This is a genomic window from Sorangium sp. So ce394 (assembly GCF_051474665.1).
Lineage (GTDB): Bacteria > Myxococcota_A > Polyangia > Polyangiales > Polyangiaceae > Sorangium > Sorangium cellulosum_D.
Genome location: NZ_CP150339.1, coordinates 5,070,381 through 5,093,759 on the forward strand (window position 1 = coordinate 5,070,381; position 23,379 = coordinate 5,093,759).

Annotated in this window: 16 protein-coding genes; 11 read left to right on the forward strand and 5 right to left on the reverse strand. The window is 73.4% G+C overall.

What is annotated here, in order from left to right:
• Window positions 1–13: 13 nt before the first annotated feature.
• Window positions 14–778 (reverse strand): Uma2 family endonuclease, encoded by a 765-nt coding sequence (locus WMF33_RS18665; RefSeq protein WP_437338390.1) that lies wholly within the window; start codon window positions 776–778, stop codon window positions 14–16.
• An 80-nt stretch (window positions 779–858) separates the two neighbouring features.
• A complete protein-coding gene (locus WMF33_RS18670; RefSeq protein ID WP_437338391.1) occupies window positions 859–2,817 on the reverse strand; it encodes a molybdopterin-containing oxidoreductase family protein in 1,959 nt (652 codons plus the stop codon).
• Between the two features lie 319 nt (window positions 2,818–3,136).
• Here WMF33_RS18670 and WMF33_RS18675 point away from each other — a divergent pair, with 319 nt between their 5' ends.
• From WMF33_RS18675 to WMF33_RS18710, 8 genes are read left to right on the forward strand one after another with little or no spacing between them, the layout of a single operon-like run.
• Window positions 3,137–4,702, forward strand: coding sequence for a DUF2169 family type VI secretion system accessory protein (locus WMF33_RS18675; protein ID WP_437338392.1), 1,566 nt, complete (start codon window positions 3,137–3,139; stop codon window positions 4,700–4,702).
• Window positions 4,703–4,742: 40 nt separating this feature from the next.
• Window positions 4,743–6,179 carry a type VI secretion system Vgr family protein gene (locus WMF33_RS18680; RefSeq protein WP_437338393.1) on the forward strand — a complete coding sequence of 479 codons (1,437 nt, stop codon included), beginning with the start codon at window positions 4,743–4,745 and terminating at the stop codon, window positions 6,177–6,179.
• 21 nt (window positions 6,180–6,200) lie between these two features.
• Entirely contained in the window at window positions 6,201–6,866 is a 666-nt protein-coding gene (locus WMF33_RS18685) for a COMM domain-containing protein (RefSeq protein WP_437338394.1), read from the forward strand.
• A 37-nt stretch (window positions 6,867–6,903) separates the two neighbouring features.
• Entirely contained in the window at window positions 6,904–8,730 is a 1,827-nt protein-coding gene (locus WMF33_RS18690) for a hypothetical protein (RefSeq protein WP_437338395.1), read from the forward strand.
• A 7-nt stretch (window positions 8,731–8,737) separates the two neighbouring features.
• Window positions 8,738–11,176 (forward strand): DUF2169 family type VI secretion system accessory protein, encoded by a 2,439-nt coding sequence (locus tag WMF33_RS18695; RefSeq protein WP_437338396.1) that lies wholly within the window; start codon window positions 8,738–8,740, stop codon window positions 11,174–11,176.
• The gene (locus WMF33_RS18700) at window positions 11,173–13,167 is read left to right on the forward strand and encodes a pentapeptide repeat-containing protein (protein WP_437338397.1); all 1,995 of its coding nucleotides are present in this window, start codon (window positions 11,173–11,175) and stop codon (window positions 13,165–13,167) included. Before WMF33_RS18695 ends, WMF33_RS18700 begins: the two co-directional genes overlap by 4 nt.
• Window positions 13,168–13,187: 20 nt before the next feature.
• Complete coding sequence (locus tag WMF33_RS18705) at window positions 13,188–14,063, forward strand: DUF3540 domain-containing protein (protein ID WP_437338398.1); 876 nt, start codon at window positions 13,188–13,190, stop codon at window positions 14,061–14,063.
• Window positions 14,064–14,077: 14 nt separating this feature from the next.
• Window positions 14,078–14,491 (forward strand): PAAR-like domain-containing protein, encoded by a 414-nt coding sequence (locus tag WMF33_RS18710; protein ID WP_061624628.1) that lies wholly within the window; start codon window positions 14,078–14,080, stop codon window positions 14,489–14,491.
• 64 nt (window positions 14,492–14,555) lie between these two features.
• On the opposite strand, the gene WMF33_RS18715 is transcribed toward WMF33_RS18710, so the two are convergent.
• The 3 genes from WMF33_RS18715 to WMF33_RS18725 form a co-directional block, all read right to left on the reverse strand.
• Window positions 14,556–15,548, reverse strand: a complete 993-nt coding sequence (locus WMF33_RS18715; RefSeq protein ID WP_437338399.1) for a hypothetical protein — start codon at window positions 15,546–15,548, stop codon at window positions 14,556–14,558.
• Between the two features lie 112 nt (window positions 15,549–15,660).
• Window positions 15,661–16,713: an RluA family pseudouridine synthase gene (locus WMF33_RS18720; protein WP_437338400.1), complete on the reverse strand. Its 1,053-nt coding sequence runs from the start codon at window positions 16,711–16,713 to the stop codon at window positions 15,661–15,663.
• Between the two features lie 108 nt (window positions 16,714–16,821).
• A complete protein-coding gene (locus tag WMF33_RS18725) occupies window positions 16,822–18,012 on the reverse strand; it encodes a vWA domain-containing protein (RefSeq protein WP_437338401.1) in 1,191 nt (396 codons plus the stop codon).
• A 540-nt stretch (window positions 18,013–18,552) separates the two neighbouring features.
• On the opposite strand from WMF33_RS18725, the gene WMF33_RS18730 reads away from it, so the two are divergent.
• The 3 genes from WMF33_RS18730 to glgA all read left to right on the forward strand — a co-directional run bounded on the left by WMF33_RS18730 (window position 18,553) and on the right by glgA (window position 23,248).
• Window positions 18,553–19,443, forward strand: a complete 891-nt coding sequence (locus tag WMF33_RS18730; protein ID WP_437338402.1) for a hypothetical protein — start codon at window positions 18,553–18,555, stop codon at window positions 19,441–19,443.
• Window positions 19,444–19,723: 280 nt separating this feature from the next.
• A complete protein-coding gene (locus WMF33_RS18735; protein WP_437338403.1) occupies window positions 19,724–21,658 on the forward strand; it encodes an ATP-binding protein in 1,935 nt (644 codons plus the stop codon).
• Between the two features lie 135 nt (window positions 21,659–21,793).
• Window positions 21,794–23,248 (forward strand): glycogen synthase GlgA, encoded by a 1,455-nt coding sequence (gene glgA, locus WMF33_RS18740; protein ID WP_437338404.1) that lies wholly within the window; start codon window positions 21,794–21,796, stop codon window positions 23,246–23,248.
• Window positions 23,249–23,379 lie beyond the last annotated feature (131 nt).

Sequence of the window (23,379 nt, forward strand, 5' to 3'; positions counted from 1 at the left end):
GCGCGCCGCGCGGTCAGGAGCCGCTCTCGTCCGGCTCGACGCCGAGCGCCCGCAGCTGCGCCGCGAGCCGCTCGGCGCGCGCCCGCTCGCGCTCGGCGCGAGACTGCTCGCGCTCGGCGCGCTCTGCCCCCGTGGGCACCACGCTGCCGTCGGCCGTGTGCCAGCGCAGCCAGCGGTCGTGCCGGCCCTCGTAGACGCCTTCCCACGGGCAGAGCCCCAGCCCGGCAGCCTCGAACCAGGCCCGCTCCATCGGCGCGTACGTGTGCCCGCGCATCTCGAAGGCGCGCAGCGCTGGCCCCCCGAGGTGGCCGGCCGGGTCCCAGACGACGTAGTAAGCGACGCGCATCCACGCGTACCGGCGCCGCTTCAGGCCGAGCTCGTCGCCCTCCCGGTTCGAGACGATCTCGATGACCACGTCGGGCGGCTTGCCGAACTCCCAGAGAAAATAAGACCAGTGCTCCTTCTGCCACCACGCCTCGTGCAGCGCGACGTCCAGGCTGAGCAACACGTCCGGCACGAGCGGCGGCTCCTTCGTCGTGGCGAAGAGCCCGACGTTGGCCGCTGCGAGGAAGCTCCGCCGCTCGCCCTCCTGCGCCGGCGGCGGACCGGACCACGAGCTGTAGAGCGCCTCGGTGAGCAGCCGCTGCTGTTTCTCGGAAGGGAAGTTGTCCAAGGCGTCGTCCTCGGTGACGAGCGCCGACACGTCCGGCCCGACCACCTCGTCCGCGGTCGCGGTGGAGCTCGCCGGCATCGGGGGCATCGCCACCATCGAGGACATCCCGACAACCTTCCTGAACCGGAGCGGTGGTGTCAAGCCGGGGAGCCGTCATGCCCGCGGACGACGGCGGACGGGGCCGCCTACGGCGCGGGCTCGGGCCGATCCGCCGGCGCGATCGGCTCGATGCGCACCCGCTCCTCGTAGAGCGCGCCGCCCTCGCCGATGTCCGTGGTGCGGGCGCGGATCAGCGCGTTGGCGCAGCGGCCGTCGTGGAGGTGGCCGCCCTTCGGGATGAGCGCCACGTCGCGGCGCTGCGCGGGATCGTGGCGCAGCCGCACCGTCATCGCCCCGACGCGCGACACGATCCGGCAGACGGCGCCGTCGGCCACGCCGCCCGCCGCGTCGGGGTGGACCGTCACGACGGCCGGGCCCTGCGCGGGCCTCGCCCACTGCGACGACTGGGACTTGTCGGTGGAGAGCGCCATGAGCAAGAGCGGCAGCTCGCGCGCGTCGGGATCCTCGCGCTCCTCCGGCGCCTCGGTGATGAGGTTGACCCGCCCGCTCGCGGTCGGGAACTTGCGGTCCTCGAACAGCACCTTCGGCGCCAGCGGGTTGCGCACCGGCCCGCGCTCCAGCGCCTCGAGGGTGACGCCGAGCGGCGCGAGCTTCGGCTCCGCGACCCGCCGCTTCCAGTCGCGGGCGCTGCCGTCGAGCGCGTCGCCGAGGCCCACGCGCCGCGCGAGCGCCTGCATGATCTCGAGATCGCTCTTCACCCCGTCCGGGGGCGGGACCACGGGCGTGGCGACGCCGAGGTAGTGGTGGCCGTAGGCGCCGAGCACGTCGTCGGCCTCGAGGAGCGTCCGCGTGGGCAGCACGAGGTGGGCGAACCGCGCCGTGTCCGTGAGGAAGGAGTCGGCGACCACGACGAGCTCGCGCGTCGCGAGCGCCTCCGCGACGGCGCGCGAGTCGGGCAGCATCGCGACCGGGTTGCCGGCGGTCACCCAGACGGCGCGGATCGGCGGGTCGCTCATCCGGAGCACCTCCTGCCCGAACAGCGGCTCGCAGACCGTGCGGGGCGGGGGGCGGTCGCCCTGGAACGACGAGAGATCGAACGCGCCGCGCCGCTTGAAATAGAACGAGACGCCGCCGCCGGGGATGCCGAGGTTCCCGCTCACGGCCGCGAGCGCGTCGAGGGCGCGCACGATCGCCCCGCCCGAGGTGCGCCGGCCCATGCCCCAGCCCACGAGGATCGCCGTCGGCCGGTCGGCGAGGCGGCGCGCGAGGTCCAGGGCGGCGCGCTCGGGCACGTCGGCCTCGCCGCACCATACGGCGACCGAGCGGCGCCGCGCGAGCGCGCGGAGCTCGTCGAGGTGATCGCAGTACTCCGCGGCGCGCGGATCGAGCCACCCCTCGTCGAAGAGCACGCGGGCGACGGCCATGGCGAGCGCGAAGTCGCCGCCCGGGCGCGGCTGGTAGAACGCCGCGCAGAGCGACGCCGTCTTGTGGTGCACCGGATCGATGAGCACGAGCTCCGCGCCGCGCGCCTTGGCCTCGCGCAGCACCGGCAGGGTGTGCGGGCTCGACGTGAAGACGTTCTTGCCCCAGAGGAGGATGTGCCGGGCGTTCTTCAGGTCGGCGAGGTCGTGGCTGTCCTCCTCGCCGAAATCGGCGAGCTGCGCGGCGTCGCCCGCGCCGGAGCAGATGTCGCCGCGCTTGACCGTGACCGGCCCGAAGCGCGCGAAGAAGGCGTCGGCCATCCCGGTGAGGATCCCGAGCGAGCCGCCGCTCCGGTAGTGGAAGATCGCGGCCGGGCCCGACGCGCGGCGGATCTCGAGCAGGCGCTCGGCCGCGGTGTCGAGCGCCTCGTCCCAGGAGACCGGCACGAGCTCGCCGCCCTTGCGGAGCAGCGGCGTGGTCAAGCGCTCGGGCGAGTACTGCGTCTCCAGGAAGCGCGACGTGCGGTAGCAGAGAAAGCCCCGCGTGATCGGGTGGTCCGGGTCGCCGCCGAGGCGCACGACGCGGCCGTCCTCCACGGTGGCCACGATGCTGCAAGCGTCGGGGCAGTCGCGGTTGCAGACGGTCTTGCGGAGCTCCTGCACGGCGGCAGTCTAGATCAGGCGCGCGCGGCCGTACACCCGAGCGGCGCCGCGTCGCCCAGCGCGGCGAGGGGGCGCCTGCGTGCCGGCACCGACGTCGATCGCGCGCCGCCAGCGGTATCGGTCGGACATGGGTGCTCTGTCGCCGAGAGCGATGTCCGACAGAGAGCGATGTCCAACACCGATGGATGGATTGGACGCCTCACCGGATTCGGAGCCTGCCGTCGTCGCCGGCCCCTCCCTCGTCACCCGCGCTGCGAGGCCGAGGAACGTCGTCGGCGAGCGGCCGGGCGGACGTCGCGACGGCGTGTCGGCGTCGTCGGTGGCAGGCTTGACCCTCGCGATGCGCCGGTGGTTTCATGGTGCGGTGAAGCCGGAGGCCTCGCTCACTCCCAGCGCGATCGCGGCGCCTCCCGGTGTGGCCGTGGCGGGGGTCGCGTGGCGCGCGCGGGGGCGGCTCAACCTCACGGTGATCGCCAAGGCGACCTTCGCCTTCGTCGACGGCGCAAAGATGATCCCCGTCGAGCCGCAGGGGATCATCCACGCCGATATCCACCATCACAACAACCCGGGCCGCAGCGTCCGGCTGACGAGCGACCTCGCGCCCTACCTCGCGCGCGTCGACGTGTTCTTCACGGGCCACGCGCACGCGCCGCCGGGCCTGCCTGCGGGGCCCTTCTCGGTGCGCCTCGCGCTCTTCGCCGGCGAGCGCCCGATCCTCGACAAGGCGCTCTCGATCGAGCCCGGCGGCGCGGACAGGGCGATCCCTCTCGCCTACGAGCGCGCGTTCGGGGGGATCGGCATGGCCGACAACCCGTTCGGCACCCGTTCCCCGACCGTCCTGGACCCCGCGCGGCGCGACCGCCCGGCGGGCTTCGCGCCGCTCGGGAGCGTGTGGCCGTCGCGCACGCGGCTGCTCGGGCGCACGAGCCGCAAGGCGCTCGAGGCGCCCATCCTCGAGATCCCCGACGACTTCGACTGGAGCTACTTCCAGGCGGCACCCCCCGATCAGCGCGTCGAAGCCCTGTGCGGCGACGAGTGGCTCGCGCTCCAGGGGCTCCACCCGACGCTCCCGGTGCTGCGGACGCGCCTCCCCGGGGCGCGCGCCCTCGCGCGCGTCCAGGGCCTCTCCGCGTTCGGCGTCAGGGAGGGGCAGCCGCTCGAGCTCGTGCTCGACACGCTGCACGTCGACGGCGACCGGCAGGCGTGCTCGCTGCTCTGGCGCCGCAGCTTCCCGCTCGCGGGCGAAGCCGCGCTCGCGGCGGTGCGTGTCGTCGTCGGCGTCGAGCTGCCGGGCGCCCCGCCCGCGTCGCTGGCTCCCGCCGAGATGGCGATGGTCGCCCCGCGCGCGGGCGCGACGCCCGAGCAGGCCGGGGCGACGGTCGAGCTGCCCGGCGAGGACGGCGAGGCGCGCGAACCGCGCGGCCCCGCCCGGCGCCTCGAGGCTCCCGCCGCGCAGGCGAGCCGAGCCCCCGCCGCGTCGGCGGCCCCGCTCCCGTTCCGGCCGGGGGCCGCGCCGTCGCTCGCGGCGGCGCCCAGCCCGCAGGCGCCTCGCCCGCCGCAGCGGCGTTCCGTCGCGGATACCCATTCGCTCTCCTCCGGCGAACAGGAGCACGCCCTCGCCGAGAGCCTCCTCCCGTTTCGACGCACCGGGCTTTCTCCCGCGCCACCGGCCGCAGCTCCTGCGCCGCCTGCCGCCGCTGCGGCTCCGTCGCCCGCGGCGGGCGCTCCCGTGCCGGCGCCCGCCGCCGCTCCCGCGCCTCGGTCGCCCTGGGGCGGCGCCGCGAGCGACCGCACGATCGAGCCCGCGCCGCCTCGCAAGGCCCCGAAGCCGCAGAAGCTCGACATCCAGCAGGTCATCTACGGGTCCAGCAAGGGGCGCCGGTAGGCGGCGGTCCTTCTCCACGCTCAAGGGAGCCAGCCGAGCCATGGAAATCCTCGTCGAAACCGCCGGCGCCCCGTGGGCGGGCGTGCGGGTCCGCGCGCTCGCGGGGCGCGAGGAGATCTCCCGGGTCTTCTCGTTCGACCTCGACGTGGTGTGCGATCCGCAGCGGGACCTGCCCGAAGACGCCGTGCCCGGGGCGCCGATCAGCGTCGTCGTCCTCATCGAGGGCGAGGAGATCCGCCGGATCCACGGCATCCTCGGCCAGATCCTCGATCGCCTGGACCCGGAAGCCGAGCGCCGCGCCTACCGCCTCCGCGTCGTCCCGCGCGCGTTCAAGCTGACGCTCGTCGAGACGCAGGAGATCTACGTGGATGCGAGCGTGCCGGACGTGATCCGGCGCAAGCTCGAGCGGCACGGCCTCGGTGCGGGCGACGTCGAGCTCCGCCTCCTCAAGGCGTACCCGCTGCGCGAGCTCATCGTGCAGTACAAGGAGAGCGACCTCGCCTTCATCAGCCGCCTCGCCGAGCACCTCGGGATCTGTTTTTACTTCGAGCACCGGGGCGACCGCGACGTCCTCGTCTTCACCGACCACCCGGGGGGCTTTCGCCCCGTGGAGGGCGCCGCGGAGGTGCAGTTCCGGCCGCGCGGCGAGGCGTCCGACGTCTTCGCCATCGAGGTGACCCGCAAGCTCGTCCCCTCGGCGTACGTGGTGCACGACTACAACTACCGCAAGCCGCTGCTCGATCTCGCCGCGTATCACACGCTCGAGGGGGCGGCGGGCGGGGGAATCGTCGAGTACGGTAGCCACGTCAAGACGGCCGAGGAGGCGAAGGAGCTCGCCCAGATCCGCGCCGAGGAGCGCCTCTCGGGGCAGCGCGTCTACGAGGGCAAGAGCGCGCGGCCGGAGCTCAGCGCCGGGCACCGCACCCTCCTGCGGGAGCACCCGCGGTTCGAGGCGCCCGAGGGCCTGCTCCTCGTCGCGGTCGAGCACACCGCGACGCTGCCCGCCTTCGACGAGGCGGACGTGACGGCGTCGTACGCGAACACCTTCACGGCGGTGCCCGCGAGCATCCACTACCGCCCCCCGCGGCGGACGCCGAGGCCGCGCATCCACGGGTTCGTCACCGGCGTCGTGCAGCCCGGCCCCGAGGGCGAGGCCGGCGGCGTCGCGCGCCTCGACGGCGACGGCCGCTACACCGTGCAGTTCCATTTCGACACGGCGCTCCCGGGGGAGCAGAAGAGCTCGCACCCGGTGCGGATGGCGCAGCCCTTCGCCGGGCCGAACCACAGCATGCATTTCCCGCTGCGGCCCGGCGCCGAGGTGCTCCTCGTCTTCGCCGACGGCGATCCGGATCGGCCGATCATCGTCGGCGCGGTCCCGAACGCGGCGGCGCCGTCGGCCGTCAACGCCGCGGTCGCCGATCGCCACCGCATCACGACGGCCGCTGGGGCGACGATCGAGATCCGCGACCGACGCTGACACGAGATGGAGGATCCCCGCATGAACCGAGCCCCCGCCCCTCCCGAGGCGCGCCTCCGCTGCCTCGACGGCCAGCCCGCGCCGGCCGACGTCGTCCGCGACTGGAGGCGGCTCCTCGACCTGCCGGACAAGGCCCGCCAGGGCCTCTGGGAGATCCTGGCGCCGAGCCTCGCCGGCGCCGTCGACGCGGCGATGGAGAAGCGCGCGGAGGCGTTCTGCCGGCTCTACGACCTCTCGGCGCCGGATCTGCAAGCGAGCCTGCGCGTGTGCCGCTTCGTGCTGTCGCGCGCCAGCAGCCTCGATCTGGCCGCGACCGACGTCGCCGAGGACGTCGCGGCGCTCTCGGGCGACGACGCGCGCGGCGTCGTCGTGCTCTCGTGGTACGAGGCGGCGAAGGCCGTCATCCGGCGAGGCATCGTCGAGGAGTCGATCTTCGATCACGGCAAGGTGCTGGTCGGGCTCGACTGGCGGGTCGACCGCATCGCCGGCTCGGACCGGGGCGTGCACCTCGACGCGCCGCTCGCGGTGCTGACGCTGCGCCTGCGCGACGGGGGCCGCGACGAGCGCACGACGATCTACGTGGCGCCGCCGGCGCTCGGGCAGATCAAGGAGGCGTGCGACCGGATCGAGCGGATGATCGCCGGCGCGCCGCGGCCGCCCTCCGGCGCGCCGAAGGCGCAGGGATAGGCGCCGCGAGGACCGGAGGACCCCCGAGGAGCAGGCCATGAGCATCTCGATCAACGATGGCGCCAGCTACACCAACTCGACGTCGGTCACGCTCACCCTCGCCGCGCCCGCGGGCGCGACGCAGATGCGGTTCAGCAGCGACGGCGCGACCTTCGGCGCGTGGGCGCCGCTCTCGGCCTCCACGAGCTACGCCCTGCCGTCGGGCGACGGCGCGAAGACGGTCTCGGTGGAGTTCGGCGACGGCGGGTCCACCGTGCTCGGCTCCGGGTCGGCCTCGATCACGCTGGACACCGCGGCCCCGACGGCGGCCTCGATCGCGATCAACGGCGGGGCCGCGGACACGGCGACGCGGGAGGTCGCCCTCACGCTCGACGCGACGGACGGGACCTCTCCCGTCGCGAAGATGCGGCTCAAGAACGAGGGGGGCGAGTGGGGAGCCTGGCAAGCCGCGACCGCCAGCGCGTCGTGGACGCTCTCGGACGGCTACGGCCAGAAGACGGTGAGCGCCCAGTTCCAGGACAGCGCGGGGAACGAGTCGAGCGTGGTGAGCGCGTCGATCGAGTACGTGAAATTCAGCGTCACCGGGACCTGGCTCATCCTCAAGACCCCCGACTACGACGACGCCACCGGCACGCAGACGAGCTATTTCCGCATCGGCGCGTCGGACTCGACCACCGAGAACGCCCTGCTCGACTCGTTCACGCACCCCGACCCCGCGGACAGCGCGAAGACGCAGCCGGGCGTGCAGAACGCCGACGACCTCCGCGCCGGAGACCCGGCCAAGACGTACCCGGGCTGGTTCGAGTACACCGACGGCGACCGGACGCTCGTGGTCCGCGGCAACAACCGGGAGAGCATCCAGCTGGACGAGACGGTCCTCATCGGCGGCAACAAGACCGACACGGTCGCCGGCAAGTACCGCCTCAACCTCGGCGCCGGCACGCTCGAGGTGTACAACGCCGATCCCGTCTATCGGGTCGAGTTCTTCGAGCAGGACGTGTACGCGGCCGGGAAGAAGACCTGGCGCAAGCGCGAGATGGGCCACAACTCCAGCGACAGCTACACCTTCGGCGACACCGAGAGCTTCTACGGCGGCTACAAGTTCGACGCGATGTTCGGCATGACGAACACGGTGTTCCTCGGCGGCAAGATCGATCTCAGCCTGGCGCTGGCGCTGACCGCGAGCGTGGGCATGACCGTCGAGTTCGGCGCGGGCCTCAAGTACTCGAACGTCGCGGGCAAGGACATCAGCACGGCGGGCGATCACGAGCTCAAGGCGCGCGAGGAGATCCACCTGCGCATCAAGGCCGATCACGAGGGCGTCGGGGGGAGCCGGAACGCGGTGCTCGCGGGGATCGCGGCCGCGACCGCCGTCCCGGTGGCGGTCCTCTCGGGGTGCACCGCCGCGGGGACCGTCGACAGCAGCGGCGTGGCCGCCGTCCCCGCCGGGTGCCTCGGGGGCGCGGCGGCCGCGTTCGCTGTCGGCCTCGTCGCCTCGGTGGTCGTCGCGCTGAAGGACAAGGCCGGGGACCCGAAGTCGCAGGCCGAGATCAAGATGGACAAGGAGGGGATCCTCATCCGGCAGAACGACGCGACGGGCGCGACGCAGAGCGGGGTTTACGTGGGGAAGCACGACGGCGGGCCAGGAGCGGTGGTCCTCGCGAACTCCAAGGACTCCTATCTAGAGCTCGATCCAGACGCGGACATCGTCGTCAACGCGGGGAAGGATATCTACCTCCAGACCGAGGACGGAAAGGCGATCCTGAAGCTGATGACCGGCGGCAACATCCGGCTCAAGAGCTCGAGCGCCAACATCCAGGGACAGATCACCCTGGGCGCCAACAACGCGCTGACCATCCAGTAGGCCGCGCGTGGAGATCCTCAACGACACCGGTCTCAAGCTCGGCTGGCTCGTGGGCCGGGTGCGACCGCCTGCGCCCAGCCTGACGGTGATCGTCAAGGGCACCTTCACGCTGGCCCCGAACGCGCCGGCCGCGCTCGCCGCGCCGGGCGATCGGCTCCTGCTCGAGGGCGATCGCCACCTCGACGGCGACCCCGGGAAAAGCCTCGTCTACGCCTCCGATTTCGCCTACTTCAAGCCGCGCGCCGACGTCCTCCTGGTCGGCACCTGCCGCACGCCCCGCGGCGAGGCGCAGCGGGTCTCGTACGCCGCGCTGGAGGTCGGCCGCCTCCGCAAGCGGATCGCGGTGATCGGCGACCGGGTCTGGGACGGCGAGGTCGCCACCGAGCCGCGGCCGTTCCACGCGATGCCGCTCCGGTACGAGCTGAGCTTCGGCGGCGACGGCTTCGCGAAGAACCCGCTCGGGCGCGGCCGCGGCAAGGTCAAGACCGCCGCCGGCGTCGAGCGCTGGCCGCTGCCCAACCTGGAGCTGCCCGGCAGCCTGATCGACTCGCCGCGGCAGACCCCGGACCCCGCGGGCTTCGGCCCGATCGAGCGGACGTGGGCGCAGCGCACCGCCGGCGTCGGCACCTACGACGATCGCTGGCTGACCGAGCGCTGGCCCGGCCTCCCCGAGGACTTCGACTGGGGCTATTTCAACGCCGCCCCGCACGATCAGCAGATCGCGGGCTATCTGCGCGGCGACGAGGCGATCGCGCTCGAGAACCTGCACCCCGAGCTCCCGCGCTACGAATCGCGCCTGCCCGGCCTGCGCGCGCGCTGCTTCGTGGAGGCCGCGGCGCGCGGCAGGGCCGAGATCCGCGAGGTGCCGCTCCACCTCGACACGCTGTGGATCGACATGGACGCGGGCCGGCTCGCCCTCGTCTGGCGCGGCCTCACCCCGATCGCGTCGCGCGCTCACGACGAGCTCCGCCGGATCCTGCTGGTCGCCGAGCCGCTCGCGGAGCCGCCGCTCCCGGCCTCTCGCTACCGCGAGCCCGCGTGGTGGCGGCGCCCGGAGGCGCCCGAGGTCGCCGCGAAGCCGCGCGCGTCCGGCGTGCCCGGCGCGCCCGACGGCGAGCCGGGCAAGCCCGGCGACGTCGACCCCGACATCATCGCCGGGCTCGAGCAGGCGCGCGCGATGCTCGAGAAATCCGGGATCCCGCGCGACGTGATCGAGCGGCTGCGCGGCGTCACCTCGCCCGACGCGTTCCTCGCGATCGTGATCGGAGAGCTGCGGCACGATCCGGAGGCCGCGGCGCGGCTCGAGCGCGACTCGCGCGAGCAGACGCGGCGGCTGCTCGTCGAGCACGGCCACGATCCCGCGCTGCTCGACGAGCCGGCGCGGCCCGAGGACCGGTCCGCCGCCGCGGCGGCGCTCACGCGCGAGGAGGTCGCGGCGCGCGCGAAGGGCGGGCGGAGCTTCGCCGGCGCGAGGCTCGCGGGCCTCGATCTGTCGGAGCTCGACCTGCGCGGGCTCGCCTTCACGCGCGCGGATCTCACGGGCGCGCGCCTCCGAGAGGCCCGCCTCGACGGCGCCGATCTGACGGGCGCCCGCCTCGAGCGGGCCGATCTCACGCGCGCCTCGCTCGCGCGCGCCGTCGCCGTCCAGGCCGAGCTCTTCGGCGCCGATCTCACGGGCGCGGACCTCTCCGCGGCCAACCTCTCGGAGGCCGGCCTCCGCGGCGCGGCGCTCCCGGGCGCCAGGCTCGACGAGGCCGATCTCACGGGCGCCACGCTCGCGCAGGCGAACCTCGAGCGCGCGTCGCTGCGCGAGGCCGAGCTCGGCGGCGCCAACCTCGCGGAGGTCCGGGCGCGCGGGGCGAACGCCCGAGGGGCCCGCCTCCGCGGCGCGAGGCTCACCGCCGCCGACCTGCGCGGCGCCTCGCTCGACGCGGCCGATCTCACGGGCTGCGCGCTGGACGGCGCGCAGCTCGGCGGCGCGTCGCTGCGCGAGGCCTCCCTCTACGGCGCCTCGGGCGAGCGCGTCTCCATGGCGGAGGCCGATCTCACGGGCGCGCGCGCCGTCGACGGCGCGTCGTTCCGGCGCGTCGATCTCCGCGCGGCGAGGGCCGACGGCTCCAGCTGGACCGGCGCGTCGCTCCGCGAGGCCGATCTGCGCGGCGCGACCCTGATCCGCGCCGATCTCTCGGGCGCCGACCTGTCGGGCGCGAACCTGCACCGCGCCGTCCTCAAGCACGCCAACCTGAGCAAGGCGAAGCTCGACGCGGCGCTGCTCACCGCGGTCAACCTGTTCCAGGCCACGCTCGAGCAGGCCAACCTGACCCGCGCCGACCTCCGCGGCTCGAACCTGTACGGGTGCGAGCTGCTCGACGCGATCCTCGCCGAGGCGCGGCTCGACGGCGCGAACCTGAAGGCGACGAAGCTCGCCGGGCGGAGCGCGGGATGACCGCGGTCGCCCCCGGCAAGGACGTGGCGGCCCTGCTCGACCGCCTCCGCGCGAGCCCGGCGCCGGGCCCTCCGGTGTTGCCGGAGATCGATCTCGCCGGCGCCGACCTGCGCGGCGCGCCCCTCGAGAAGGTGGCGCTCCACCGCGTCCGCCTCGCCGGCGCGGATCTCTCGGGGGCGCGGCTCGCGGGGGCGATGTTCATCTCGTGCGACCTCCACGGCGCGAAGCTCGCGGGCGCCGATCTCGCGGGCGCGGTCTTCAGCTCGCTCGATGTGGCGGTGGATCGCGAGGCCGTCGTGGAGGTCCCGCTCGACGCCGCCGGGCTCGCGCGCGAGCAGGTCGACGCGCTCGCCGGCGCGGGCGTGCGCGGCTTGCAGCGCCGGCTCCTCGACCTCGGGGGCGCCGATCTCACGGGCGCGCGGCTCCAGGGGGCCGTGCTCGAGGGGGTCGATCTCGCCGGGGCGCGGCTCGCCGGCGCCGATCTCACCGGCGCCATCCTCGAGCGCTGCACCCTCACCGCGGCGTCGCTCGAGGGAGCGCGGCTCGACCGGGCCTCCGTCAGCGACGGCAACCTCGCCGGCGCGGATCTCTCCGGCGCGCACCTCGCGGAGGCCGCGCTCTCGGGCTGCGACCTCTCCGCGGCGCGCCTCGACCGCGCGACCCTCCGCGCCGTCCGGATCGAGCGCTGCGACCTCGGCGGCGCGTCGTTCCGCGGAGCGCACCTCGACGGCGCCGCCCTCGTCGAGGTCACGCCCGCGGCGCCGCCGCTCGCGGGCGCGCGGGTCGACCGCCTCCGGCTCGGGGGCGCGTCGCTGTCCGCGCTCGGCGCGCTCGCGGGCGATCACGGCGGCGGCCGGCTCGCGCGCTGCGACCTCCGCGGCATGGATCTCACCGGCGGCAGCTTCGCCCGGGCCGAGCTCGCGGGGAGCGACCTCGCGGACGCGAAGCTCGCGGGCGTCGATCTCACCGGCGCCGACCTCCGCGGCTGCGACCTCGGCGGCGCCGACCTCCGGCGGGCGCGGCTCGCCAAGGCCTCGCTGTCGGCGGCGAAGCTCTCGCGCGCCAGGCTCGACGGCGCGATCCTGGACGGGGCCGACCTCACCGGCGCGATCCTCGCCGGCGCCGAGCTGCGCGGGATCTCGGCGGAGGGCGTCGATCTCACGAGGGCCGACCTGACCGACGCCGTCCTCGACCGGACGGCGCTCACCGACGGCACGCTCACCGGCGCGAAGCTCTCGCGCGCGAGCCTCCAGGGCGCGGTGCTCGACGGGTGCGACGCGAGCGGCGCCGTCCTCGAGGGCGCGATCCTCGCCGGCGCCCGCCTGCTGACGAGCAGGCTCGCGGGCGCGAAGCTCGCGGGCGCCGATCTCCGGCGGGCCAGGCTCACGGGCGTCGATCTCACGGGCGCCGATCTCTCGAAGGTCAAGCTCGAGGCCAACGCCTTCGTGCGCTGCCGCCTCGCGGGCGCCGACCTCCGCGGCGCCGACCTGTCGGGCGCCGATCTCACCGACGCCGATCTCTCCGGCGCCGATCTCACGGGCGCGCGGCTGCACGGCGCCACGCTGACCCGCGCGGACGCGAGCGGCGCTGCGCTCCACCGCGCGGCGATGAGCCGCGCCGACGCCGGGGCCGCGAACTTCAGCGGGAGCAAGCTGCAGCAGGCCGACCTGCGCGAGGCGAACCTCCGCAGGGCGTACCTCGAGGGCGCGGCGCTCGGGGGCGCGAACCTGACCGGGGCCGATCTGCGCGAGGCCATCCTGGTGCGCGCCGACGCCCCGCGCGCGCTCTTCTGCAGGGCCCGGCTGGGCTACGCCGATCTCTCGCACGCGCGGCTCGCGGACGCGGACTTCGCGCAGGCCGACGTGGCGGGCGCCAACCTGCACCGGATCGACGATCCCGGCGCGCTCTGGGCGCTCGCGGACCGCGAGCAGGCCCGGGGCACCGATCCGGAGCTGGCCGCTGCCGAGGACTGGCAGCCGCCCAGCGCGTAGTCACCCGAAGCGGAGGGACGATGTCGAAGCCTGCCTTGTCCAGCGTGAGCCCGAAGGAAGCGACCGCGAGCTACGTGAGGCGCGCCGCCGTGGTCGAGGTCGCGAGCGAGCGGCGATGCGTCGTGCGCGTCGAGCACGAGGGCCGCGCCCTCGAGCTGAGCGCGGTGGTGGCGATGTCCCCGCTGCCCCGGCTCGAGGCGGGTCATCCTGTGCTGGTGACCGGAGAGGACCTCGAGCGCTGCTACGTCGTCGGTGTGCTCGGCGACGAGGCGGTCCCTGCCTCGGAGCGGCGGCTCACCACGCGGTCCGGCGCCTCGGCGGCCGTGTCCGCCGACGGCGAGCGCGAGCGCATCGAGGTGCGCGACCCGGGCGGGCGCCTGGTCTTCGAGTATCGCCCCGATCTCGGCCGCGGCCTGCTCTCCGTGCCCGTCGGCGATCTCGCGCTCGCCGCGCCGCAGGGGAACATCGATCTCGTCGCCGGGGGCGCGATCCGGTGCCGCGGCGCGGGCGGGGTGACGCTCGAGGCCGGCGACGGGGAGGCGGGCGCGCGGCCGTCGCTCGCGCTGGGGCAGACCGAGGCGCGCCTCGGCGCCCGCGCGCTGAAGCTCGTCGGCGAGCGGGCCGAGGTGCTCTTCGCGGAGGCGAGCTATCGAGGCGTCCAGCTCTCGGCGGCGGTCGAGCAGGTGAAGGTGGTGGCGGACCGGATGGAGACGGTCGCGGCCCACGTCTTCGAGCGGCTCAAGCGCTCCTTCCGCCGCGTCGAGGACCTCGACGAGCTCCTGGCCGGGCGCGTGCGCGCGCGCGTCTCCGGGGCCTATTCGGTCAAGGGGGGTCACGCCTCGATCGAGGCCGAGGACGACGTGAAGATCGACGGCAAGCGCATCCACCTCGGGTGAGCGGAGGAGGGCCGATGTTTCCCATCGCGACGAGGCAGGGAGGGACGTGCGAGGCCTTCCCGGACACGTGCAAGACCCCGGCGCCGCCGGCCCCGCCCGTGCCGGTGCCCTACCCGAACACCGCGCAGCTCGTGCAGGCCAACCCGGGGACCTGCGCGAAGAAGGTGAAGGTGTTGAACCAGCCGGTGATCACCAAGCAGACGGTGATCCCGATGAGCGCCGGCGACGAGGCCGGGGCGGCGGGCGGCGTGGTCTCCGGCACGATCAAGGGCCCCGTGCAGTTCAAGCAGGGGTCGGCGAAGGTCAAGGTGGAGGGGCAGCCGGTCGTCTTCCAGACGTGCATGACCGCGCACAACGGCACGAACGCCAACATGCCCGCGGGCGTGCACTCGTCTCCATCGCAGACCAAGGTGTCTGTCGCGATGTAGGCCGTGGTTACGAAGAGCGGCCCGGCCCCCTCCCCGGGGGCCTACGGCGGGGTGGGGGAGGTGTTCAGTCTGCGGCGAGGCGCTCGGGGGCGTAGTCGCGCGAGTCGTCGCCGGAGACCTCCTGGGCGATCGCGCGGAGCTGCTCGTAGCGCTCGCGCAGCAGCGACCACAGCCGATCGCGGATGTCGCGCGAGTCGAGGCGCTCCGGCGCGCGGGTGTTGCTGAGCAGCCACTTCGCGGTGCCGTTGATCCGGGTCACCTCGTCGCGGGTGAGGGAGATCCGGCCTTGCACGTGGTTCCACCGGTCCAGGATGAGGTTGGTGATGGTGGCCGCCGCGCTCGCGGGATCGCCGGCGACGAGCGCGCGGCGGACGATGCCGTAGGTCTCCGGGACGATGCCGCGCGGGAAGCAGGCCTCGGCCGCCGCGAGCGTCGGGCGCAGCGCCTCGTAGAGCTGGTCGAGCCGCTCCGTCACCTCGGCCGGCGGCGCGCTCTCGGGCTGCATCCGCGCCACCGCGTAGTCGAGCGCCATCGCGAGCTCCGGCAAGCTGCGGATCGCGTCGAAGCGAGACTTCGGCAGCCGGCGCCGGTGGCGCGCCGGATCGCGCGTCACGGACTGCACGGCGCGCCGGACGATCGCGAGCACCCCGCCCGCGTCCCCGCGGAAGGCCTGCACGTTCGCCGCGGGGAGGTCGCTGGCCGGCATCGCGTACCGCTCGTAGCGCTCCCGATCCAGGCTCTCGTCGCCCCGGGAGCGCGGCTCGACGGAGAGCGGCCCGACGCTGGCGGACGAGGCCGGCTCCATCCGCTCCGAGCCCGGCTGCTCCGCGCTCGCCTGCTCCGCGCCCGCCTGCTGCGGCCGGTCCGTCTCGGGGGGCTCGCCCTCCGCGCGCGGGCGCTCCTCCGGAGCGGGCGCCCCAGCGGTTTGCCGTGTCTCTTCCGGACCGGTCTCGACCGGACCGGACGTCGTGCTCTGGGCGGTGCTCTCGGCCTCGAGCGGTGTGGACCGAAGCGCTGGATCCCGCAGCGCCTCGAGGTCGTCTCGCGCACGCGTCATCCGGGCCATCGTACGTAAGTCGGCGCGACGGCACAAGATCCGCGGCCGCTCGCCCGCCGCGATCGTCGTCGTCCACCCATTGGCGCGCCGATCAAGCGCCGATCGGCGCCGATCAAGCGTCGAGCGCGTCCCAGAAGGTGCGCAGATCGTCCGAGAGCGGCGCCTCGATGCGCACGCGTTCGCCTGTCGCCGGATGCGTGAGCTCCAGGAGCGCGGCGTGGAGGGCGTGGCGGTCGAGCTCGAGCGCGCGGCGGTCGTCGTCGGTGAGCTCGCCGTCGGCGCCGCGCGCGAACAGCCCCTCGTCCGGCCCGTAGAGCTTGTCGCCCACGAGCGTCAGGCCGCTCGACGCGAGGTGGACCCGGATCTGGTGCTGCCGGCCGGTCTCGAGGGTGCACTGGATCATGGAGTAGCGCCGGCCGGTGAGCGGGTCGGCGCGGCGGCCTAGCACCTCGCAGGCGGTGGCCGACGCGAGGCCGCGGCCCGGCGGCGCGACGCGCATCTTCACCTTGTAGCGGCTCCCGGTGTCGAGCTCGAGCGGCAGCTCGACGCGGAAGTCGTCGCGCTCGGGCCAGCCCCAGGCGATCGCCACGTAGCGCTTGAGGACGCCGGTGCGCTCCTCGAACTGCGCCTTCACCGTCCGATCGGCCTCGGGCGTGCGGCAGAGGAGGAGCACGCCGCTCGTCTCGCGATCGAGCCGGTGCGCCAGGAACAGCCGCTCTCCGGGGCGCGCGGCCTCCATCATCTTGATGACGGTGCTCTTGTGGTAGCGCGCCGTGGGGTGCACGGGCAGGCTCGGCGGCTTGTTCACCGCGAGCAGCGCGTCGTCCTCGTGGAGCACCGGGATCGCCGTGTCGGGCGCCTGCTCGTCCCACGGCGCGCGCCAGAGGAGGATGCACTGCTCCGGCCGCACGCGATCGCTGCCGCGCAGGCGCCGCGCCTCGGGCGAGTAGGCGCCGCGGGCGACGATCTCGGCGGCGCGCGTGCGGCTGGTCCGCTTGAGCTGCGACTGCACGAACCGGTCGAGCCGCATGCCCGCCGACTCGGGCGGCACGCGGAGCACGGTGACGACCGACCCTTCCGGCACCTCCTCCGGCCGCACCACCTGGGTGCCGCGGCCGAAGGGGCCGCTCGTCCCGGCGAGCTCCCGCGCGCTGATCCTGGTCATGGGTCGAGGTTGGCGTACGGCTTTAGCAAAAGCGCCGCCCGCGTGCGCGGAAAAGGCGCCGCCGGCGTGCGCGGCGCGCGCGGCGTCGAGCGCGCGGCGGCGCGTCGCTCAGCGGGGGTCGATGATCTCGCAGGGGAAGTTGAACGAGATGCCCTGCGTCGCGGCCTTGAGCTTCTCGCAGGCGTCGCCGACGAGGACGAGCTGGGTGGGGCTCTCCATGGTCCAGCCGTTCTGCGCGTCGTAGGGCACGGGCATGCCGTCGATGAGCACCTGGCCCTCCGACGCGTGATCGAGATCGACCGCGATCGAGCCCTGGAGGTCGAACGTGCAGCTCTTGGCGCCGGAGATGGCCGCGTTGAGCTCGTTTTCCAGGGCGTTCGCGTTGGTGGGGTCCGGCGTGTAGTACATCGCGGTGCCGCCCACGTCGGCGTAGGTGCCGGCGCCGGTGAAGCAGGACTGGGTCGTGTTCTGCGGTCGCCGGACCGGCTGGCCGGCGCCGGCGTTCGCGAGGTCCTGGAGGTGCTCGGCGAACGCGCCGTCGCCGAGGCCGAAGACGAACGTCCCGATGCCCTGCTCGTACGCCGACTGCACCGCGCCTACGACGTCGTCGCGCGCGCAGACGGAGGGCCCGTCGTCGCAGCGATCGGGCTCGCCGTCGGTGACGAAGAGGATGTACTTGGGGCCGGGCTCTCCGAACGCGAGGAGATCGGGGATGATCGTCTCGTTGAACGTCATGCCGGTCGGCGTCTCGAGCTTCTGGCCCGGCCGCATGGAGGCCAACTCGTACGCGGCCGCGATGTCGGCGTGGCTGTTGAGGGCGATGGCGTCGGTCCCGGCGAGCAGCGGGCACTGATCCGGGGCGATCCCGGTGAACGTGAGGAACCCGAAGCGCACCTTCGCCTGCAGGCTCTCGACCACGTTGAGCACGGCCGTCTTCAGCGGGTCCCAGAAGCCGCTGTCGTACATGCTGCCGGAGCGATCGACGACGATCATGACGGTCGGCGTCTGCGGCTCGAAGGCGATGTCGAGCTGCTGGCAGCTGCCGCCGGCGCCGCCGTTCCCGCTGGTGGCGAGCAGGCCGCCGCCGCTGCCGACGAAGATCGGCTCCTCGCCGCCGCTGCCCGTCGCATCGCCGCCGCTGGTGGTCGCGCCGCCGCCGCTTCCGCTGATGCCGCTCGAGGCGCCGGAGCCCTGGGAGGAGGAATCGCCGTCGTTCGTGCCGCTACAGCTCAAGGCGATGCCGGCGGCGACGAGGGCGAGGGACCAAGAGAGCCTGGGGAAGATAAGTGTGCTGCTCACGAGGTAAAGATACACAGGCCGGGACGGCGTGTCTGCGCCGCGCACGACCCCGGCGGCGGATGCGGCGCGGGTGGAAAGATGCTCCACGCGGAGAACGCAGCGCCACCCCTGCGGCGACACCCGGGCGCCGGCCAGCGCGCAGCGCTGTCTTCATGGCTGCGTCTCGGAGCGGGCGGTTGCGCAGGAGCGCGTCCGCAGGGGCACCTGGGAGTAGCGCAACATGCAGGAGGGTCTGCGCGGGTCGAGTTTGAAGTAAAAAATCATACAGAAGTGTCTGCGAAACTGCACCTGGAAGTAAGCCATCATTCAGAAATGTGTACGGGAGGAACTCCCGTATGCAGTTCAGCTTACAAATTTGTGTGCGGCGGCGGTCCGATGCGTGCCGGCGCAGGGGCGGGTGGGTGCGGAGCGTGTCCGGACGCCGCGGCGGGAGTGTGTTGAGCATGTCCTGCTGCTGCGGCGGGTGGGTGCGGAGCGCCGAGTGTCCGATTCGTGCCGGGAATCTGGTGCCATGAGCGACCCTGGTTAGCTTCGGCGACCATGGCGAAACCTACCAACCGACCTGAAAAGGCCCCGTCGGCGCGTGCGGCGGGAGAGGAACGGGTCCTGAGCTACCAGGCCCTCTACAAGCACTACCAGCCCATCGGCGCGGAGCTCCGCGCCGAGGAGGTGCAGGTCTGTCGCGCGGATCCGCGTCTCGTGCTCGTGAACGCGAAGCGCGGCGTCGCGGCGGTGCTCGGCACGAAGGAGCAGGTGCAGGCCGTGCGCGAGCACCTGCCGAAGATCCCGGTGAAGCAAGTGCAGGAGCTGCCGGACATGGCCCGTGCGCTGCTCTTCGCCTCGCGCGAGGCGCTGCCGCGGGTCGCGAGCCCGAAGGAGATCGAGAAGGCGCTCGCGGAGATCAGCGGGCCGCGCGAGGAGCTGCTCACCCAGGCGGAGCTCTTCGCCCGGCGGGGGCTGCTGGACCGGGAGCGGGTCGCGCAGATCCGGGCCGGCTCCGGCAAGTACGACGCGGCCCGGGACGGGATGGAGCTCGCGGCGCTGTTCACCGCGCACGCGGAGGCGCTGAAGGGGCTGCACCCGTTCACGCGGGAGGAGATCGAGAAGCTCGGGCGAACGAGCGAGTGGCTGCTCGAGAACCTGACCCCGACCGGCGCGCGGGCGGAGCCGAAGAAGCGGGAGAAGGGGCCGGCGGAGGACGCGCGAGACCGGCTGTGGACGCTGGTCGTGCAGCGGTACGCGCATGTCCGGAAGATCGGGTACTACTTCCACGGGGACGACTTCGAGCAGATCACGCCGCGGCTCCTGTCGCGGGCGCACGCGGCGCAGGCGGGCGCGGAGCCGGAGGAGGAGCTCGACGAGGAGGCGGTGGAGGAGGCGGGCGAGGGCGGGGGCGGCGCTGCCGATGCGGGGGGTGAGGGGGTGGTGTGACGCCCTGATTCGTGCTGCGGCTTCGTTCCTCACGGGTCGCGGGCGATTCAGCTGAGCCTCCCGCTGCCCTGTCACGATGAGCATCTGCTGCTCCGGCCCACATCTTGGCCGCATCGACTTCTTCCGGTGCAAGCGCCAGCGGCCAGGACTACGATGGGTCCGCCGCAAATCGAGGCGCGCTCATGCTCCGCCCGCACGCTCCACCTTCTTTCGCGACTTTCCCGGTACCCCTCGCCGTCGCGGCAACCGTCGGGATTGACGCTGCGAAGGAGCGGCTGGTGTGACGCGTGCCCCCTTCGAGGTCGGGCCGTTCATCGGCCAGGACGAAGGTCAGCACTTCGATCGGAAGTCGCTCTTCGAAGGCCCGGAGGGGCAGAAGCGCCCTCGCGACCGGCGGAGCGTCCGCGACCAGGTGGCCGAGTACGTCGCCGCCTTCGCCAACGCGGAGGGAGGCGTCCTCGTCCTCGGCCTCGAGGACGATGGAACCTCGACCGGCCACCGCTACCCGGCGGACGCCGTGCGCGCGATCCTCGACACGCCGCGAGCGCGCCTGCGCCCGCCTCAACCCGAAGGCTTCCTCGTCAACCATGCGGGGGTCGAGCTCCTGGTCTTCGACGTACCCATCTCCGACGTCCCGGTGCAGGTCGATGGCGATGGGTTCCCACTGCGCATCGGCGACAAGACGGTGCAGGCCAGCGAATCGCAGATCCAGAGGCTGAAGTTCCGCGGGCTCGTCGAGAGCTGGGAGTCTCGTCCGTCGCGCATGACGCTGGCCGATCTCGATCCCGCGCTGCTCGCGCGCGCGAAGACCGGCAGCGGCCTCGGGACCATCTCCGACGAGGAGTACCTCCTCAAACGCAAGCTCGCAGATCGCCGGGGCCGCGACATCGCGCTGCGCCGAGGGGCCGAGCTGCTCTTCGCGATCGATGGGCCGGATCATCCGAACGCCGGTGTGCGGATCTTCCGGGTGGTCGGTACCGAGCGGCGGCTCGGCGCCGAGCACAACGTCGAGGAGCGCCCGCGGATCGAGGGGAACCTCGGCCAGGTTCTGCCGGCGGTCTTTGCGGCGATCGACGGGCTCGTCCGGCGGCCCTCGCGCCTCATCGGCAACCGCTTCCGCGCGGTACCGGAATATCCGGATTTTTCCTGGAAAGAGGCGATCCTCAACGCCGTTGCGCACCGGGACTACACCACGGAGGGACGCACCACGGAGGTCTGGTTCTTCGACGACCGGCTCGAGGTGACCAACCCGGGCGGGCTCGTTCCCGACATCGCCCTCGAGGATCTGCTCAGCCTGCGTCGCGTCCACGTGAGCAGGAACCCGCGTACCGTGCGCGCGCTTGTCGACCTTGGCTTCATGCGCGATCAGGGCGAGGGAATTCCGCGGATATTCGCGGAGATGGAGGGGCTCTTCTTGCCGGCGCCCCTGCTGGAGCCGTCGCCGCGGGAGTTCCGGATCACGCTCCGCAACACGCCGACGCTGACGGCAGAGGATCGGACCTTCGTCGCCTCGCTCGCCGACGAGGAGCTGACGGACCTGGACTTCCGAGCGCTGCTCGAAGCGCACCGGCACGGCCGGATCGACAACGCTCGCATGCGGCAGATCTCAGGACTGGACACGTTGGGGGCGAGCCAGCTGCTCCGGAAACTTCGCGATCGCGGTCTCCTGAGGCTGCACGCGGCAGGCGCGGCGAGCTTCTACGAGCTGCGCACTCGCGAGCAGGGAACCGAAGCAGCTGGAGCCGGCGATCAGGATGACACGGACGTTTCCTCGCGGTCTGCTGACGAGCAACGGTCACACGCTCAGGACGAGCGCGCTCGGGATCGACCGGAGCTGGAGGCGGATCGACCGGGGCTGGAGGCGGATCGACCGGGGCTGGAGGCGGATCGACCGGGGCTGGAGGCGGATCGACCGGAGCTTCCGGACGACCTGAGCGCCATGATCGAGGCGCTCGGGGAGCGGCCACGGCAGGGACCGCTCCGGGCAGCGATCGAGCGGCTGTGTGCCTGGCGGGCGCTACGTCCGGCGGAGCTCGGAGTCCTGCTCGGAATGCGGCCAGACAATCTCACCAAGCGCCACTTGTCAGCCATGGTGAACGAGGGGCGATTGCTGCGCACGCACCCCGAGAGCTCCAGCCATCCCGAGCAGGCGTACCGCGCCCGCCAGGGCACCCGGGCATCTCCCAGCGAGAGCGATGACGACGACACTCAGTGAGCACCGACGCGCGAACTCCCGCTGACGCGCAGCGGGCCGACCGTCGCAGGGGCCGGATCCGCCCCCCGGCCCCCGCCCCCGGTGTGCGGAAGCCGCCCCGTGCGCCCCCCGGTTCGTGCTACACACGGCGCCCGCATGGACATCCTCTTCGCTGCTTCCGAGATCGCGCCCATCGTCAAGGTCGGCGGGCTGGCTGACGTCGTGTCGTCGCTCTCGAAGGCGCTCCGGCTGCTCGGCCACAAGGTGACGATCGCGCTGCCCCGCTACCAGGCCCTCGATTCGAGCGGGCTGATGATGGCGCGCCGCCTCACCCCGATGCCGCTCGAGGTCGACCCGAAGGTGTCGCCAGGCGGGCCGATCCAGGTGACGCTCTTCGACGGGCGGCTCAGCACGGGCGTGGAGCTCATCGTCCTCGACGTGCCCGGCTTCCACGATCGGCCCGGCATCTACGGCGAGGAAGGGCGCGACTACGAGGACAACGCGCGCCGGTTCTCCCTGTTCTCCCGCGCCGTCGTCGAGCTCGTCCGCCAGCGCGCCAGGTCCGGCGCGCCGTTCGACATCGTCCACACCCACGACTGGCCCACCGCCATGGTGGCGTACCTGCTCCGCCACCAGCAGTCCGTGCCCGGTCGGACCGTGCTCACCCTCCACAACGTCGCCCACCAGGGCCTCTTCCCCAAGGACACGCTCGGGGCCCTCGGCCTCGACGAGGACCACTTCCGGCCGGACCGGCTCGAGTTCTACGGCCAGCTCAACTTCCTGAAGGGCGGCATCCTCGCCGCAGACGCGCTCACCACCGTCTCCACCACCTACGCGAACGAGATCCTCACGCCCAAGCAAGGCGAGCGGCTCGACGGCGTGCTCCGCACCCGGACGAACCAGCTGACCGGCATCGTCAACGGCATCGACTACGCCGTCTGGAACCCGATGACCGACCCGGCCATCATCGCGCGCTACGACGCCGAGGACGTGAGCAACAAGGGCCGCTGCAAGAGCGCGCTCCTCCAGGAGATCGGGCTCGAGATCCGGCCGGATCGGCCGCTGCTCGTGTCCATCGGCAGGGTGGTCGCGCAGAAGGGCAGCGACCTGCTCGCGAGCGCCCTGCCGAAGATCCTGAAGGGCGACGTCAGCGTCGTCGTGGCCGGCGAGGGCGACCCCGAGCTCATGGAGAAGCTCACCGCCGCCTCCGCCAAGGCGCCCGAGCGCGCGAAGTTCCTCGGCGGCGTGAGCGAGGCCGTCGTCCACCGGCTCATGGCCGCGGCCGACCTCGTGGTCGTGCCGTCGCGCTTCGAGCCGTGCGGCCTCGTGCAGCTGTACGCGCAGCGCTACGGCGCCGCCCCGGTGGCGTGCCGGACCGGTGGCCTCGTCGACACGATCGTCGACCTCGACGCGGCCCTGGAGACCGGCACGGGGTTCCTGTTCGACAAGCCGACGGCCACGTCGCTCGTCGGCGGCGTGCAGCGAGCCCTCGCGGCCCTGACGTCGCCCCGCTGGCCCGCGGTCCAGCGCCGCATCATGCGCCTCGACCTCGGCTGGGACCGGCCCGCGCGCCGCTACGTCCAGGTCTACCGGCAGGCGCTCGCCCGCTGATCCTGCCGCGCCGGAGCGGAGCGCCCGCGCCGGACAGCGGAGCGCCCGCGCCGGGGCGGAGCGCCCGCGCGGGACAGCGGAGCGTCCGCGGCAGCGCGAGACGCGCGGCGCCGGAGGGCGCGCCGGACAGC